The sequence below is a fragment of the Pantoea sp. X-Soil-ISGK-275 genome (assembly GCF_059730795.1).
Map to the genome: position 1 here is coordinate 1316226 of NZ_AP035976.1, position 16490 is coordinate 1332715.

At 56.2% G+C, this 16490-nt stretch carries 15 protein-coding genes; 14 read left to right on the forward strand and 1 reads right to left on the reverse strand.

What is annotated here, in order from left to right; all coding sequences use genetic code 11:
- The first annotated feature begins 11 nt into the window (after positions 1-11).
- The 8 genes from AC6I8A_RS06095 to nei all read left to right on the forward strand — a co-directional run bounded on the left by AC6I8A_RS06095 (position 12) and on the right by nei (position 6485).
- Positions 12-755 carry a type 2 GTP cyclohydrolase I gene (locus AC6I8A_RS06095; protein WP_479490030.1) on the forward strand — a complete coding sequence of 248 codons (744 nt, stop codon included), beginning with the start codon at positions 12-14 and terminating at the stop codon, positions 753-755.
- 161 nt (positions 756-916) lie between these two features.
- Positions 917-1573 (forward strand): 5-oxoprolinase subunit PxpB, encoded by a 657-nt coding sequence (gene pxpB, locus AC6I8A_RS06100; protein ID WP_256695930.1) that lies wholly within the window; start codon positions 917-919, stop codon positions 1571-1573.
- Positions 1567-2499: a 5-oxoprolinase subunit PxpC gene (gene pxpC, locus AC6I8A_RS06105; protein WP_154153361.1), complete on the forward strand. Its 933-nt coding sequence runs from the start codon at positions 1567-1569 to the stop codon at positions 2497-2499. The genes pxpB and pxpC overlap by 7 nt, the downstream gene beginning before the upstream one ends.
- Positions 2489-3226 carry a 5-oxoprolinase subunit PxpA gene (pxpA, locus tag AC6I8A_RS06110; RefSeq protein WP_497818184.1) on the forward strand — a complete coding sequence of 246 codons (738 nt, stop codon included), beginning with the start codon at positions 2489-2491 and terminating at the stop codon, positions 3224-3226. The genes pxpC and pxpA overlap by 11 nt, the downstream gene beginning before the upstream one ends.
- Before the next feature lie 59 nt (positions 3227-3285).
- Positions 3286-4014 (forward strand): DUF969 domain-containing protein, encoded by a 729-nt coding sequence (locus tag AC6I8A_RS06115; protein ID WP_008107005.1) that lies wholly within the window; start codon positions 3286-3288, stop codon positions 4012-4014.
- Complete coding sequence (locus tag AC6I8A_RS06120) at positions 4014-5030, forward strand: DUF979 domain-containing protein (RefSeq protein WP_497818185.1); 1017 nt, start codon at positions 4014-4016, stop codon at positions 5028-5030. Before AC6I8A_RS06115 ends, AC6I8A_RS06120 begins: the two co-directional genes overlap by 1 nt.
- A gap of 7 nt (positions 5031-5037) precedes the next feature.
- Entirely contained in the window at positions 5038-5685 is a 648-nt protein-coding gene (gene pcp, locus AC6I8A_RS06125) for a pyroglutamyl-peptidase I (protein ID WP_008107000.1), read from the forward strand.
- 11 nt (positions 5686-5696) lie between these two features.
- Complete coding sequence (gene nei, locus AC6I8A_RS06130) at positions 5697-6485, forward strand: endonuclease VIII (protein WP_256695935.1); 789 nt, start codon at positions 5697-5699, stop codon at positions 6483-6485.
- Positions 6486-7041: 556 nt separating this feature from the next.
- On the opposite strand, the gene AC6I8A_RS06135 is transcribed toward nei, so the two are convergent.
- Positions 7042-8325, reverse strand: a complete 1284-nt coding sequence (locus AC6I8A_RS06135; protein ID WP_008107361.1) for a citrate synthase — start codon at positions 8323-8325, stop codon at positions 7042-7044.
- A 595-nt stretch (positions 8326-8920) separates the two neighbouring features.
- Here AC6I8A_RS06135 and sdhC point away from each other — a divergent pair.
- The 6 genes from sdhC to odhB all read left to right on the forward strand — a co-directional run bounded on the left by sdhC (position 8921) and on the right by odhB (position 16442).
- Entirely contained in the window at positions 8921-9352 is a 432-nt protein-coding gene (gene sdhC / locus AC6I8A_RS06140; RefSeq protein WP_008107362.1) for a succinate dehydrogenase cytochrome b556 subunit, read from the forward strand.
- On the forward strand, positions 9346-9693 hold the full coding sequence (sdhD, locus tag AC6I8A_RS06145) for a succinate dehydrogenase membrane anchor subunit (RefSeq protein ID WP_008107364.1): 348 nt from the start codon (positions 9346-9348) through the stop codon (positions 9691-9693). The genes sdhC and sdhD overlap by 7 nt, the downstream gene beginning before the upstream one ends.
- Entirely contained in the window at positions 9694-11460 is a 1767-nt protein-coding gene (gene sdhA, locus AC6I8A_RS06150) for a succinate dehydrogenase flavoprotein subunit (protein ID WP_036649196.1), read from the forward strand.
- A gap of 14 nt (positions 11461-11474) precedes the next feature.
- Positions 11475-12191, forward strand: a complete 717-nt coding sequence (locus AC6I8A_RS06155; RefSeq protein ID WP_256695936.1) for a succinate dehydrogenase iron-sulfur subunit — start codon at positions 11475-11477, stop codon at positions 12189-12191.
- Positions 12192-12395: 204 nt separating this feature from the next.
- The gene (sucA, locus tag AC6I8A_RS06160) at positions 12396-15203 is read left to right on the forward strand and encodes a 2-oxoglutarate dehydrogenase E1 component (RefSeq protein ID WP_497818186.1); all 2808 of its coding nucleotides are present in this window, start codon (positions 12396-12398) and stop codon (positions 15201-15203) included.
- A gap of 15 nt (positions 15204-15218) precedes the next feature.
- Positions 15219-16442 carry a 2-oxoglutarate dehydrogenase complex dihydrolipoyllysine-residue succinyltransferase gene (gene odhB, locus AC6I8A_RS06165; protein WP_256695938.1) on the forward strand — a complete coding sequence of 408 codons (1224 nt, stop codon included), beginning with the start codon at positions 15219-15221 and terminating at the stop codon, positions 16440-16442.
- Positions 16443-16490: the final 48 nt, after the last annotated feature.

Sequence of the window (16490 nt, forward strand, 5' to 3'; positions counted from 1 at the left end):
AGGGAGCCGTAATGAATAATGTCGAGTTAGAACAGATCGTCAATCAGCAGCTGAATAACAGCGCCTTCAGCGACTATGCGCCGAACGGTTTGCAGGTGGAAGGGCGCGCCGAGGTGAAAACCCTCATCACCGGCGTCACCGCCTGCCAGGCGCTGCTGGATGAAGCGGTGAAGCGCAACGCTGATGCGGTGCTGGTGCATCACGGATACTTCTGGAAAAGCGAAGCGCCGGTGATTAAAGGCATGAAGCGCCAGCGTCTGCGCACGCTGCTGGCCAATAATATCAACCTGTATGGCTGGCATCTGCCGCTGGATGCGCATCCCGAGTTGGGTAATAACGCGCAGCTGGCGCGTCTGTTTGATATTGAAGTGAAAGGCGAGATTCAGCCGCTGGTGCCGTGGGGCGAATTGGCAGAACCTTTAAGTGGCGCGGCGCTGGCGGAAAAAATTGCCCAGCGTCTAGGTCGCACACCGCTGCACTGCGGCGATAACGCGCCGGCAGTGATCAAGCGCGTTGCCTGGTGCAGCGGCGGCGGTCAGGGCTTTATTGATAGCGCGGCAGCCTTTGGCGTCGATGCCTTTATTACCGGTGAAGTTTCTGAGCAAACCATTCACAGCGCGCGCGAACAAGGTTTGCACTTCTTTGCCGCTGGACACCACGCGACCGAACGCGGCGGCATCAAGGCGCTGGGCGAATGGTTAGCCGCCCATCATGGCCTTGATGTGACCTTTATCGACATCGATAATCCTGCCTGATTCTTCCATTCTCACGCCCTTAACCTGCGTTAAGGGCGCAAATCTGTTGACACATCTCTGTCACTTTCGCATAACTTATGGCCTTTACGCATAAACGTGATGCCCGGTCGCCATGAATGGCGACCCTACGTTATGTTTTGAATTTGACCAGGAGGTTGTTTTTGCAACGAGCACGTTGTTATCTGCTAGGTGAGCGCGCGGTGGTGCTGGAACTGGAACCGCCGGTTTCGTTGACCAGTCAGCAGCGCATCTGGGGATTGTGTCAGCGACTGCAGCAGCACGAGCAGGTAGAGGAAGTGATTCCTGGAATGAACAACCTGACGTTGCTGCTGCGCGATCCGCAACTCAATGCATTGGACGCCATTGAGCGTTTACAGCGCTGGTGGGAAGAGAGCGAAGCGCAGCTGCCGGAATCGCGCCGCGTTGAAATCCCGGTGGTGTACGGCGGCGCAGGCGGGCCCGATCTGCAGGTGGTGGCGGATCGCGCCAACATGACGCCAAAGCAAGCGGTAGAACTGCACAGCAGCATCGATTACGTGGTCTATTTCATCGGCTTCCAGCCGGGTTTCCCCTATCTCGGCGGCCTGGATGAGCGTTTACACACGCCGCGCCGCGCGGAACCGCGCGTGATTGTGCCGAGCGGCTCGGTGGGCATCGGCGGCAGCCAAACCGGTATTTATCCGTTAGCCGCGCCTGGCGGCTGGCAACTGATTGGTCACACACCACTTAGCCTGTTCGATCCACTCCAGCATCCACCGACACTGTTACGCCCCGGCGATAGCGTGCGCTTTGTGCCGCAGCAGGAGGGCGTATGTTGAAAATTCTCCGCGCGGGCATGATGACCTCGCTACAAGACCACGGCCGCACCGGCTTCCGCCAATACGGCATCAGTGTAGGCGGCGCGCTCGATCAACCAGCAATGCGCACCGCCAATATGCTGGTGGGCAACCCCGAGCAGAGCGCGGTGCTGGAAATCGTGCTGGGACAATTTAAAGCGCAGTTTACCCGTGACGGCTGGTTTGCGCTGACGGGTGCGGGCTGCAATGCCGATCTGGATGGCAAACCGGTCTGGACCGGCTGGCGTCTGCCGGTGAAAAAAGGGCAGGTGCTGACGCTGGCAACGCCAACGCGCGGTATGCGCAGCTATCTGGCGGTCAACGGTGGTTTTGCCGTGCCGGAAATGCTCGGTTCGGTGAGTACCGATCTTAAGGCGGCGTTTGGTGGTTGGCAGGGACGTAAACTGCAGGATGGCGACGAACTGCCGCTGGGTAAACCAACGCGCGACTTCAAAGATAAAGCCGGCGTACGTCAGCTGCTGTGGGGCAACCGCATCCGCGCCTTAGCGGGCCCGGAATATAATGAGTTCTCGCGTGAGGCGCAGCAGGGTTTCTGGCGTAGCCCGTGGAAGCTCAGTCCGCAAAGTAACCGCATGGGCTATCGCCTGCAGGGACGTCAACTGCATCGCGATGCAACGCGCGATTTGCTGTCGCACGGTTTAGTGCCTGGCGTGGTGCAGGTGCCGCCTAATGGTCAGCCGATTGTGTTGATGGCGGACGCACAAACTACCGGCGGCTATCCGCGCATTGCCTGCATCATCGAAGCCGATCTCTATCATCTGGCGCAAATTCGCCTCGGCGAACCGATTCACTTTATCCACTGCACGCTGGAAGATGCGATTCACGCCAAACAGCATCAACAACGTTCCTTCGACCAAATAGCCTGGGGATTGGCACATGAAGATTGATCTTAACGCCGATCTCGGCGAAGGCAGCGCCAGCGATCAGGAACTGCTGACGCTGGTGAGTTCAGCCAATATCGCCTGCGGCTTTCACGCCGGTGATGCGCAAACCATGCTGCAATCGGTGCGCTGGGCCAAAGCGTCTGGCGTGGCGATTGGTGCCCATCCGAGTTTCCCCGATCGGGAAAACTTTGGTCGTACCGCCATGCAGCTGCCGCCAGAAACCGTATATGCGCAGATGATCTACCAGATTGGTGCGTTGAAAAGCATTGCGGAGAGCGAAGGCGAACGGCTGGTGCACGTCAAGCCGCACGGCATGCTGTACAACCAGGCGGCGGGCGATCCGCAACTGGCGGATGCCATCGCACGCGCGGTGAAAGCCGTGGATGCCGGATTGATTCTGGTGGGTTTGGCGGGCAGCGCATTGATTGCGGCGGCGGCGCATCATGGTCTGCGCACCCGCGAAGAGGTGTTTGCCGATCGCGGCTATCTGGCGAGCGGGGCGCTAGTGCCACGCAGCCAGCCGCACGCGATGATTGAAGATGCCGACCAGGCGCTGGCGCAAACGCTGGCGATGGTACAGCAGCGTCAGGTGCAGAGCATCAGCGGAGAATGGGTCAAGGTTAACGCTGAAACCGTCTGTTTACATGGCGATGGCGCACATGCGCTGCAGTTCGCCCGCACGCTGCGCGCGGCGTTTGCGACCAATCAGATTGCGGTCACCAGCGCATAACGTTTTTACTCATTGCCCGGCATCACGCCGGGCTTTGTCTTTTCACATAAGGGAACAACATGGATAACGTGGTAAACCTCTGGCCGCTGTTGGGTATCGCCGCCATCATTCTGGGTTTTGTGCTGCGCTTTAACCCGGTGCTGGTGGTAATTGTGGCGGGCTTCGTCACCGGGCTGGCGGCACATCTGCCGCTGGCAGACATTCTGGAAAAACTCGGCTCGGGCTTCCTCAATACGCGTAACCTGCCGCTGATTCTGCTGCTGCCGCTGGCGGTTATCGGCCTGCTGGAGCGTCATGGCCTGAAGGAGCGCGCGCAAAGCTGGATCGCGCAGATCAAAACCGCCACCGCCGGACGCTTACTGATCGTCTACCTGTTTGTGCGTGAAGCCACCGCCGCGCTGGGTTTGACCAGCCTCGGTGGCCATCCGCAGATGGTACGTCCGCTGCTGGCGCCGATGGCTGAAGGCGCTACCGAAAACCGTTACGGTGACGTCCCGCCAGACGTGCGCCATCGTCTGCGCGCCATGTCTGCGGCGACCGATAACATCGGTCTGTTCTTCGGCGAGGATATCTTCGTTGCCTTTGGCGCGATTATCTTCATGCATAACTTCATGCAGGAATCTGCCGGTATCAGCACCGAACCGCTGCATATTGCGCTGTGGGGCATCCCTACCGCGCTCTGTGCTTTCCTCATTCATTCAGCCCGTTTGGTGCGTCTCGATCGCCAGCTGTCGCGTGAATTGGGCGCGTTAAACCAGCAGGCGCTGAACGCCAAAGGAGGGAAGTAATGTTCCAGCAACAATATTTGATGTGGCTGGCAGGCGTGATCCTGCTGGTGGTCGCCGTGCTTTCCTGGCGTGACAGCGCTAACCCGCGTCGTTTTACCACCGGGCTGTTCTGGGCATTGTATGGTCTGATTTTCCTGATTGGTGAGGGTGCTTACCAGCTGATGGGACAATGGGCGGGCGATGCCGAACTGGGCCGCCGCTGGTTGCACATCGGCGTGGGCGTGGCCGTGGTGTTGATGGCGTTAATAGCCGGTTTCGGCGGCGTGCGTCTGGGTCGTTATCATCAACGTAGCGATGAGCAGAAACAGGAAAGCGCTAAACGCCTACATAACAAGCTGTTCCTGCCAGCGCTGGCGATTCCGCTGGTAACGGTGATTGGCGTGCTGGCGTTTAACCATATTCCCGGTTTGCAGGACAGCGTGTTTGGTCCCGGTAATCACTCCACATTGGTGACGCTATTCTCCATGATGATTGGTTGCCTGCTGGGCTGGCTGATCGCGTTGAAAATTACCCATGAAAAGCCGTTGCAGTCGATGCAGGAAACCCGTCGCCTGCAGGATGCGGTGGGTTGGGCGTTTATCCTGCCGCAGATTCTGGCCACGCTTGGCCTGCTATTCACCAGCGCCGGTGTCGGCACGGCGATTTCGCATCTCACCGAGCAGTATCTGGCGGTGGATAATCGCCTGATTGCCGTCGCGGTCTATGCGGTGGGTATGGCGTTGCTGACCATGGTGATGGGTAACGCCTTTGCTGCCTTCCCGATTGTGACCGCCGGCATTGGTATTCCTATTCTGGTGCTGCAGCACGGCGGCAATCCGGCGGTGATGGCGGCGATTGGGATGTTCTCCGGCTATTGCGGCACGCTAATGACGCCAATGGCGGCCAACTTCAACATCGTGCCAGCGCGCCTGCTGGAGCTACCGGACCGTAACGCGGTGATCAAGGCTCAGGTGCCAACCGGTGTGCTACTGTTGGTAGTGAATATTTTCCTGCTCTACTTCCTGATGTTCTTATGAGGTTGCAATGAAAACGGTGTTAATGACGGCGTTTGAGCCCTTTGGTGGTGAAACCATCAACCCTTCGTGGGAAGCAGTACGCACCTTCGACGGCAAAGAGATCGCCGGTGCGCGCATTGTGGTACGCCAGCTGCCGGTGGTGTTTGCCACCTGCGGTGAAGTGCTGACGCGCGCGCTGGACGAGATTCAACCCGATCGCGTGCTGTGCGTCGGGCAAGCTGGCGGTCGCGCCGATATTACGGTTGAACGTGTCGCGATTAACGTGGACGACGCACGTATTCCGGATAACAACCAGCAGCAACCTATCGACCAACCGATTGAGGCGGATGGCCCGGCGGCCTATTTCTCCACGCTGCCGATCAAAGCGATGGTTGCCGCGCTGCGCGAAGTTGGCGTACCGGCTTCGGTATCGCAAACCGCCGGCACCTTCACCTGTAACCACGTGATGTACAGCCTGCTGCACTGGATCCACACCACCAACAGCAAGGCGCGCGGCGGTTTTATCCACATCCCGTATATGCCGGAGCAAGCGGTGCACCACCCCGGTGTGGCCAGCATGGCGACGTCAAGTGTGATTCAGGCGCTGGAAACTTCGCTGCAGGTGATCCTGAGCACCGAAAATGATATCCGCGTCGTCGGTGGCGCCACGCATTAACAGGAGTTTTTATGCCTGAGGGACCGGAGATCCGCCGCGCGGCGGATCAACTGGCAGAGGCGATGGTCGGCAAACCACTTACCGATGTGTGGTTTGCCTTTCCACAGCTGAAAACCTACGAACCGGCGCTGATGGATGCCACCATCAACGCCTTTGAAACACGCGGTAAAGCGCTGCTCACCCACTTCTCCAACGGGCTAACGCTCTACAGCCACAATCAGCTGTACGGCGTGTGGCGCGTGGTGCCAACCGGCACGCAGCCGAATACCACACGTCAGCTGCGCGTGCGGCTAGCGACTGCGGATAAAACCATTTTGCTGTATAGCGCGTCGGATATTGAGCTGCTCAATGCTGATACCTTAGCGGCGCATCCGTTTTTGCAACGTGTAGGCCCGGATGTGCTGGATGCCAGTTTAACGGTGGAAGAGGTGCGCGAGCGTTTGCTGTCGCCGCGTTTTCGCCGTCGCCAGTTCAGCGGCTTGTTACTCGATCAGGCCTTTTTAGCCGGCCTCGGCAACTATCTGCGCGTGGAGATTTTGTGGCACGCCGGATTGCTGGCGTCGCATCGGGCGCAGGATCTCAGCGAGCAGCAGCTGACGGCATTAAGTGAAGCGATGTTGGCGGTGCCGCGTTTGTCGTATCAGATGCGTGGCAGCATGAAGAAATATCACGAAGAGGCAGCGTTTCGCTTCGAGGTGTTTCATCGGCAGGGCAAAAAATGTCGGCGGTGTGGCGCGGCGATAGAAAAGGGCGTGCTGTCATCGCGGCCGTTTTACTGGTGTCCGGGATGCCAGTTGTAGCGTAATAAGAAAGGCGGCCAGATGGCCTAATGCTTTTTAAATCTGGTGTGGGCTCTGACACATCAGCTGCGTCACGGGCCGTCCTCGCGCCGCTGGCGCGGTGCCTTCGGCTTTCACGTCGTGCCGTCGGATCGTTCGTGGATCGGCCGTCCTGGCCGCCCCGAACTGCCTCACGCATCCATGCGTGAGGCTCCTGGCCCAACGTAAAAGCCTCAGCGCTGCGAATAGCCCTTATGCCGCAGCAGACGCGCCAGCGCACCTGGCAAATATGCCCTTTTCAATTACACGCACTGAAGCTTATGAGCAGGCCGGGGACAATTCTGGGCAGGCAATCCGCAGCGCTGAACGAAGCGAGGAAGCCAGGAGAGCCCGCAGGACGCGGGCGAAAGGCGGAGCCGGGACAAGGAGGTCCCGTCTCCGCCGGTCCGTCAGGCAGACGAGCGATGTGAAGGTACCGCGCTAGCGGCGCGAGGACAGCCGGACCAGAAGTGTCTCCGGCCGGCGCACTTGTCGTTGGCTTAACTGACCAGCATTAGGCCAGATGGCCGCCTTTCTCTTATTTATCCAGCGCCGAGGTGAATGGACGCTCGGTGTAACCGGTATACAGCTGACGCGGACGGGCGATTTTCATGCCTTCGTCATGCATCTCTTTCCAGTGTGCAATCCAACCCACGGTACGCGCCATCGCGAAGATCACGGTAAACATTGAAGACGGAATGCCCATCGCTTTCAGAATGATGCCTGAATAGAAATCGACGTTTGGATAGAGTTTACGCTCGATGAAGTACGGGTCGTTCAGCGCGATGTGTTCCAGCTCCATCGCCACTTCCAGTAGATCATCTTTCATGCCCAGTTCGTTCAGCACTTCGTGACAGGTATCGCGCATCACGGTGGCACGGGGATCGTAGTTTTTATACACGCGGTGGCCGAAGCCCATCAGACGGAACGAATCGTTTTTATCTTTCGCACGTTTAACAAACTCAGGGATGTGATCAACGGTGCTGATCTCTTCCAGCATGCGCAGTGTCGCTTCGTTGGCACCGCCGTGCGCCGGTCCCCACAGTGAAGCGATACCGGCGGCGATACAGGCAAACGGGTTTGCGCCTGAGGATCCTGCGGTACGCACGGTAGAGGTTGAAGCATTCTGCTCATGGTCGGCGTGCAGAATCAGAATACGGTCCATCGCGCGTTCCAGTACTGGATTCACTTTGTACTCTTCGCACGGCGTGGCGAACATCATGTGCAGGAAGTTACCGGCATAAGAGAGGTCGTTACGCGGATACACAAACGGCTGGCCAATCGAGTACTTGTAGCACATCGCCGCCATGGTCGGCATTTTCGACAGCAGGCGGAACGCAGCGATTTCACGGTGACGTTCAATGTTGACGTCTAAAGAGTCGTGATAAAACGCCGCCAGCGCACCGGTCACACCACACATCACCGCCATTGGATGCGAATCGCGGCGGAAGCCGTGGAACAGTCGGGTGATTTGCTCGTGGATCATGGTGTGGCGGGTAACGGTGGTGCGGAACTCTTCAAACTGGGCTTGGGTCGGGGCTTCGCCATTCAGCAGGATGTAACACACTTCAAGATAGTTTGAGTGGGTTGCCAGCTGATCAATCGGGAAACCACGGTGTAACAGAATACCTTCGTCACCATCAATAAAGGTGATTTTAGATTCGCAGGACGCCGTAGAGGTGAAGCCGGGATCGAAGGTGAACAGGCCTTGTGAGCCAAGGGCGCGGACATCAACAACATCTTGTCCCAGCGTGCCTTGCATCACGTCCAGTTCAACAGACGTATTATCTTGTAGGGTTAGCGTCACTTTTTTATCTGTCATTATTTCGTCTCCATAGCGCCTTTAAGGTAAGGATCTTAGACACCAGAATAGCCTCCATGTTGCATAAAACCACAATCTTCCCAGCATCACTCTACGGTAACGTTGGTGAGGCAAGGTTGCAGAGTAAACGCTGAATTTGGGCCATTCGGTGGCATCGGGGCATGACATGCTGCACATCGAGGATGTTAAAGTTCCTGTCACGACATAACTTCTTGGTAACCAATAACCTGATGCTTTATATAACTTGTATTGGCAATGTTACATAACTTGAGCTTAGGGGAAAGTGTATCCCCATAACTTTTGTGCATCATAGGGCTTTAATGCGATTGTTTGTAACTAAAATGTTGATTCTTTGTCAAATCAGATAATTAAAAATGTATAAATTGTGAAATTCGTGAAGGTGATCACTGTTCAGCCTAAATGTGACCAAAGAGATTGTAGGGGAATTGTAATCAGAATGTGATCCTCCTATACTGCGGCCAGGTCTCCGGAACACCCTGACACCAGGAGCCACCCAGCGTTTTACCCGCTTTATTTAACACTGGATGTTGCTATTTTGGTGGCGGTTGCAGTCTGAACACACGCTGTGTCTCTGATGCAACTCAGGACCGGAGGAAGCAAAATAAAAAAGAGCTGTGTGGGCAAAACCGTGAAAAAACAAAGACCTGTTAACTTGGATCTCTCGACGATCCGGTTTCCCGTTACTGCAATATCGTCCATTCTCCACCGCGTCTCCGGCGTGATTACCTTTGTCGCTCTCGGAATTCTGCTCTGGTTACTGGGTCTCTCCCTCTCTTCTCCTGAAGGCTTCCTGCAAGCGGCATCCATCATGGATAGCTTCTTCGCCAAATTCATCATGTGGGGCATTTTAACTGCGCTGGCGTATCACGTCGTGGGCGGTATTCGTCATATGTTGGCTGATTTTGGCTTTATGGAAGAAACCCTGCAGGTGGGAACCCGTTCCGCGCAAGCGGCTTTTGTTATCACTGTCGTGCTCTCAATTTTGGCTGGAGTCCTCGTATGGTAAGCAATGCTTCTGCATTAGGACGCAACGGTATCCATGACTGGCTGTTACTGCGTGCTGCTGCAATCTTAATGACGCTTTACATCATCTACATCCTCGGTTTTGTCGTGATGACAGGCACGCTGACGTATGACGTCTGGCATGGCTTCTTCTCATCCGCCTTCACGAAAGTGTTCACCATGTTGACGCTGTTCTCGATTCTCATCCACGGTTGGATTGGAATGTGGCAGGTGCTGACTGACTACGTGAAACCGGTAGCAACCCGTTTGCTGCTGCAGTTTGTGATTGTGGTTGCGCTGTTGTCGTACGCAATTTATGGATTTGTTGTGGTGTGGGGTGTGTAAATGAGTTTGCCAGTCAGAGAATTTGATGCCGTGGTGATCGGCGCGGGTGGCGCAGGTATGCGTGCCGCCTTGCAAATCTCCCAATCGGGCCAGACTTGTGCCCTGTTATCCAAAGTTTTCCCAACCCGTTCCCATACCGTATCGGCGCAGGGCGGTATCACCGTTGCGCTGGGTAACACCCATGACGATAACTGGGAATGGCACATGTACGACACCGTCAAAGGTTCCGACTTTATCGGCGACCAGGACGCGATCGAATATATGTGTCATGTCGGTCCAGAAGCGATTCTGGAACTGGAACATATGGGATTGCCTTTCTCCCGTCTTGATGACGGCCGCGTTTATCAGCGTCCGTTTGGTGGTCAGTCGAAGAATTTCGGCGGTGAGCAGGCGGCGCGTACCGCGGCGGCTGCTGACCGTACCGGCCACGCCTTGCTGCATACGCTGTATCAGCAGAACCTGAAGAACAAAACCACCATCTTCTCCGAATGGTATGCGCTGGATCTGGTGAAAAACGAGGACGGTGCGATTGTCGGCTGTACGGCTATCTGCATGGAAACCGGCGAAACCGTCTATTTCAAAGCTAAGGCCACCATTCTGGCGACCGGCGGCGCGGGCCGTATTTACCAGTCCACCACTAATGCTCACATCAACACCGGTGACGGCGTTGGTATGGCGCTGCGTGCAGGCGTGCCGGTGCAGGATATGGAAATGTGGCAGTTCCACCCAACCGGTATTGCCGGTGCGGGCGTGCTGGTGACCGAAGGTTGCCGTGGTGAAGGTGGTTATCTGCTGAATAAGCACGGTGAACGCTTCATGGAACGTTACGCGCCAAACGCCAAAGATCTGGCGGGTCGTGATGTGGTTGCACGTTCAATGATGGTGGAAATCCGTGAAGGTCGCGGTTGCGATGGCCCTTGGGGTCCGCACATTAAACTGAAGCTCGACCATCTCGGTGCCGATGTACTGGAATCGCGACTGCCAGGCATTCTTGAGCTGTCGCGCACTTTTGCGCACGTTGACCCCATTAAAGAACCGATTCCAGTGATCCCAACCTGCCACTACATGATGGGCGGCGTGCCGACCAAAGTGACCGGTCAGGCGCTGCGCGTGAACGAGCAGGGCCAGGATGAGGTGATTCCAGGTCTGTTCGCTGTCGGCGAAATCGCCTGCGTATCAGTACACGGCGCTAACCGCCTCGGCGGCAACTCGCTGCTCGACCTGGTGGTGTTCGGCCGCGCAGCCGGTGTGCATCTGCTGGAGTGTATTGAAGAGCAGGGCGAACTGCGTGAAGCCACGCAGGAAAATCTTGATGAAGCGATGGCGCGATTTAACCGTTGGGAAAATAACACCACCGGTGAAGATCCGGTCGAAATCCGTAAAGCGCTGCAGCGCTGCATGCAGAACAACTTCTCCGTATTCCGCGATGGCGATGCGATGCGTGAAGGTCTGGAAGAGCTGAAAGTGATTCGTGAGCGTTTGAAATCGGCGCGTCTGGATGACCGTTCGCCGGACTTCAACACCCAGCGTATCGAGTGCCTCGAGCTGGATAACCTGATGGAAACCGCTTACGCCACCGCTGTCGCCGCCAACTTCCGTACCGAAAGCCGTGGCGCGCATAGCCGCTTCGACTTCCCGGATCGCGATGATGAAAACTGGCTGTGCCACAGTCTCTATGTTCCGCAGACGGAAAGCATGACGCGCCGTGAGGTAAACATGCAACCGAAACTGCGTGCGGCCTTCCCGCCAAAAGCGCGTACCTACTAATTGCGGAGATCATCATGAGACTCGAATTTTCTATTTATCGTTACAACCCGGAAGTCGACGACAAACCGCGTATGCAGGAATACACGCTGGAGTCGGAAGATGGTCGCGACATGATGCTGTTGGATGCGCTGATCCGTCTGAAAGAGAAAGACCCAACGCTGGCTTTCCGTCGCTCATGCCGTGAAGGCGTGTGCGGTTCAGATGGTCTGAACATGAACGGTAAAAACGGTCTGGCATGTATCACGCCGGTCTCTGCGCTGGGTAACGGCACGAAGAAAATTGTTATCCGTCCACTGCCTGGTTTACCGGTTATCCGCGACCTCGTGGTAGACATGGGACAATTCTATGCACAGTATGAGAAGATTAAGCCTTTCCTGTTGAATAATGGGGAAAATCCTCCGGCGCGCGAGCATTTACAGAGCCCAGCCGAGCGTGAGCATCTGGACGGTTTGTACGAGTGTATTCTCTGCGCCTGCTGCTCAACGTCGTGCCCGTCGTTCTGGTGGAATCCGGACAAGTTTGTTGGTCCGGCTGGCCTGCTGGCCGCTTACCGTTTCCTGATCGACAGCCGCGATACGGAAACCAATGCGCGTCTCGACAATCTAAACGATGCTTTCAGTGTTTTCCGCTGTCACAGCATCATGAACTGTGTGAGCGTGTGCCCGAAAGGCCTAAACCCAACGCGCGCCATCGGCCATATTAAGTCGATGCTGCTGCAACGCGGGGCGTAACAAAAGTCACTGTCCGGGAACCCAGGTTCCCGGATGTTTACGGAAGCCTCTATAAGCGCGGTGCTGACCACGCTTATAAAGGTTCCCTTACGAGCCAGGCGCCGGTAGCGCACAGGTTCGTATCGCTGAACTCACTACGGCAAGCCGCGTAAGCGGTAAAAAATGAAACCTCATAAAAAGCAGATTAATGCTTAAGGGATCACAATGCAGAACAGCGCGATGAAACCCTGGCTGGACTCCTCCTGGCTGGCCGGCGCGAACCAATCTTACATAGAGCAACTCTATGAGGATTTCCTGACCGATCCTGACTCAGTTGATGACATGTGGCGCGAGCTGTTCCAACAGCTGCCGGGCACTGGCGTGAAACCTGAGCAATTTCACTCCACCACGCGTGATTACTTCCGCCGCCTGGCTAAAGACGCCACGCGTTACACATCAACCGTGACCGATCCGGCAACCAACTCCAAACAGGTTAAAGTGCTGCAGCTGATTAATGCATTCCGCTTCCGCGGCCATCAGCATGCCAACCTCGATCCGCTTGGCCTGTGGAAACAGGACAGGGTAGCCGACCTCGATCCGGCTTATCACGATCTGACCGACGCCGATTTTCAGGAAAGCTTTAACGTAGGCTCTTTTGCTATCGGCAAAGAGACTATGAAGCTGGCCGATCTGTTTGCGGCGCTGCAGCAGACTTACTGTGGCTCGATTGGTGCAGAGTACATGCACATCAACAACACCGACGAGAAGCGCTGGATTCAGCAGCGTCTGGAATCGGTGGTGGGCCACGCGTCTTTCAGCAGCGACGAGAAAAAAGGTTTCCTGAAAGAGCTGACCGCGGCAGAAGGCCTGGAAAAATATCTGGGTGCGAAATTCCCGGGTGCGAAGCGCTTCTCGCTGGAAGGCGGTGATGCGCTGGTGCCCATGCTGCGCGAGATGATTCGTCACGCTGGCAAGAGCGGTACGCGCGAAGTGGTGCTGGGTATGGCGCACCGCGGTCGTCTCAACGTACTGATCAACGTATTAGGTAAGAAGCCGCAGGATCTGTTTGACGAGTTCTCCGGCAAGCACAAAGAACACCTCGGCACCGGCGACGTGAAGTACCACATGGGCTTCTCGTCTGACGTCGAAACCGAAGGCGGCCTGGTGCATCTGGCGCTGGCGTTCAACCCGTCGCATCTGGAAATCGTGAGCCCGGTAGTGATGGGTTCGGTGCGTGCGCGTCTGGATCGTCTGGCTGAGCCAAGCAGCAACAAAGTTCTGCCAATCACCATTCACGGTGATGCTGCCGTTATCGGCCAGGGCGTGGTGCAGGAAACCCTGAACATGTCCCAGGCGCGTGGTTACGAAGTGGGCGGTACCTTTCGCATCGTGATTAACAACCAGGTTGGTTTCACCACCTCCAACCCGAAAGATGCGCGTTCTACGCCGTACTGCACTGATATCGGCAAGATGGTGCTGGCACCGATTTTCCACGTTAACGCGGACGATCCAGAAGCGGTGGCATTTGTGACTCGCCTGGCGCTGGATTATCGCAACACCTTTAAACGTGATGTGTTTATCGATCTGGTGTGCTACCGCCGTCACGGCCACAACGAAGCCGACGAGCCAAGTGCAACTCAGCCGTTGATGTACCAGAAAATCAAAAAGCATCCAACGCCGCGTAAAATCTACGCCGATCAGCTGGAAAGCGAAGGTGTTGCGACCACTGAAGATGCCACCGAGATGGTTAACCTGTACCGCGACGCGCTGGATGAAGGCGAATGCGTGGTGCCGGAATGGCGTCCGATGAGCCTGCATTCATTCACCTGGTCGCCATATCTGAACCACGAGTGGGACGAAAGCTACCCGGCAACAGTGGAACTGAAACGCCTGCAGGAACTGGCGCGCCGCATCAGCAGCGTACCGGAATCGGTAGAAGTGCAGTCTCGCGTGGCCAAGATCTACAACGATCGCAAAGAGATGGCCGAAGGTAACAAAGCGTTCGATTGGGGCGGTGCTGAAAACCTCGCTTACGCCACGCTGGTTGACGAAGGAATTCCGGTGCGTCTTTCCGGTGAAGATACCGGTCGCGGTACCTTCTTCCACCGTCATGCGGTGATCCACAACCAGACCAACGGCTCAACCTACACGCCGCTGCACCATGTCCATAACGCTCAAGGTCAGTTCAAAGTGTGGGATTCCGTGCTGTCTGAAGAAGCGGTACTGGCCTTCGAATACGGTTACGCCACCGCAGAACCGCGCGTGCTGACCATTTGGGAAGCACAGTTCGGCGATTTCGCCAACGGCGCACAGGTAGTGATCGACCAGTTCATCAGCTCCGGCGAGCAGAAATGGGGCCGTATGTGTGGCCTGGTCATGTTGCTGCCGCACGGTTATGAAGGTCAGGGTCCTGAGCACTCCTCAGCGCGTCTGGAGCGTTATCTGCAACTCTGTGCTGAACAGAACATGCAGGTGTGCGTGCCTTCAACCCCAGCGCAGGTTTACCACATGCTGCGTCGTCAGGCGCTGCGCGGTATGCGCCGTCCGCTGATCGTCATGTCACCAAAATCACTGCTGCGTCATCCGCTGGCGATTTCCAGCCTGGAAGAGTTGGCCACTGGCAGCTTCCAGCCGGCGATTGGTGAGATCGACGATCTCGATCCGCAGCAGGTTAAACGCGTCGTGCTGTGTTCGGGCAAGGTTTATTACGATCTGCTGGAGCAGCGTCGTAAAAACGAGCAGACCGACGTGGCCATCGTGCGTATCGAACAACTCTATCCGTTCCCGCACAAAGTCGTGCAGGACGTATTGAAAAACTATGCTCATGTGCAGGATTTCGTGTGGTGTCAGGAAGAGCCGCTGAATCAGGGCGCATGGTATTGCAGTCAGCATCATTTCCGCGAAGTGGTTCCATTTGGTGCGTCACTGCGTTATGCAGGCCGTCCGGCTTCTGCTTCACCGGCCGTGGGCTACATGTCCGTACATCAAAAACAGCAGCAAGACCTGGTTAATGACGCGCTGAACCTTGGTTAATAAAAAGGAAAGAAAATGAGTAGCGTAGAAATTCTCGTTCCCGATTTGCCTGAATCCGTAGCGGACGCAACGGTTGCAACCTGGCACAAAAAACCTGGCGACTCTGTGAGCCGCGATGAAGTACTGGTAGAGATTGAAACTGACAAAGTGGTGCTGGAAGTGCCTGCTTCAGCGGACGGCATTCTGGAAGCCGTGCTGGAAGAGGAAGGCGCTACCGTCACTTCTCGTCAGATTCTGGGCCGTCTGAAAGAGGGCAACAGCGGCGGGAAAGAGACTGCGGCAAAAGCGGAAAGCAAAGAGTCTACACCAGCACAGCGTCAGACCGCTTCTCTGGAAGAAGAGAGCAACGATGCGCTCAGCCCAGCGGTTCGCCGTCTGATTGCTGAAAATAACCTCGATGCCAGCCAGATCAAAGGCACCGGCGTTGGCGGCCGTCTGACGCGTGAAGATGTGGAAAAACATCTGGCGAAGAAAGCCGACAGTGGCAAAGCCGCACCAGCGCCAGCCGCTGCTGCTGCACCGCAGGCCGCTGTGGCTAACCGCAGCGAAAAACGCGTACCGATGACGCGTCTGCGTAAGCGTGTTGCCGAGCGTCTGCTGGAAGCGAAAAACAGCACCGCGATGTTGACCACGTTCAACGAAATCAACATGAAGCCAATCATGGACCTGCGCAAGCAGTACGGCGATGCGTTCGAGAAGCGTCATGGCGTGCGTCTGGGCTTCATGTCCTTCTACATCAAAGCGGTGGTTGAAGCACTGAAACGCTTCCCGGAAGTGAACGCGTCGATTGATGGCGAAGATGTGGTTTACCACAACTATTTCGATGTGAGCATTGCGGTTTCTACTCCGCGTGGTCTGGTAACGCCAGTGCTGAAAGATGTTGATGCGCTGAGCATGGCCGACATTGAGAAGAAAATTAAAGAGCTGGCGGTGAAAGGCCGTGACGGCAAGTTGACGGTTGAAGAGCTGACCGGCGGTAACTTCACCATCACCAACGGTGGTGTGTTTGGTTCGCTGATGTCGACACCAATTATCAACCCACCGCAGAGCGCGATTCTGGGCATGCACGCCATCAAAGAGCGCCCAATGGCGGTCAATGGTCAGGTTGTGATTCTGCCAATGATGTATCTGGCGCTCTCTTACGATCACCGTTTGATTGATGGTCGTGAATCCGTTGGCTATCTGGTCGCGGTGAAAGAGATGCTGGAAGATCCAGCTCGCCTGCTGCTGGACGTCTAATTTCGCCGGGCGCGCGGTGTGAAGGCGCGCCCAAACTCATACCTGAAT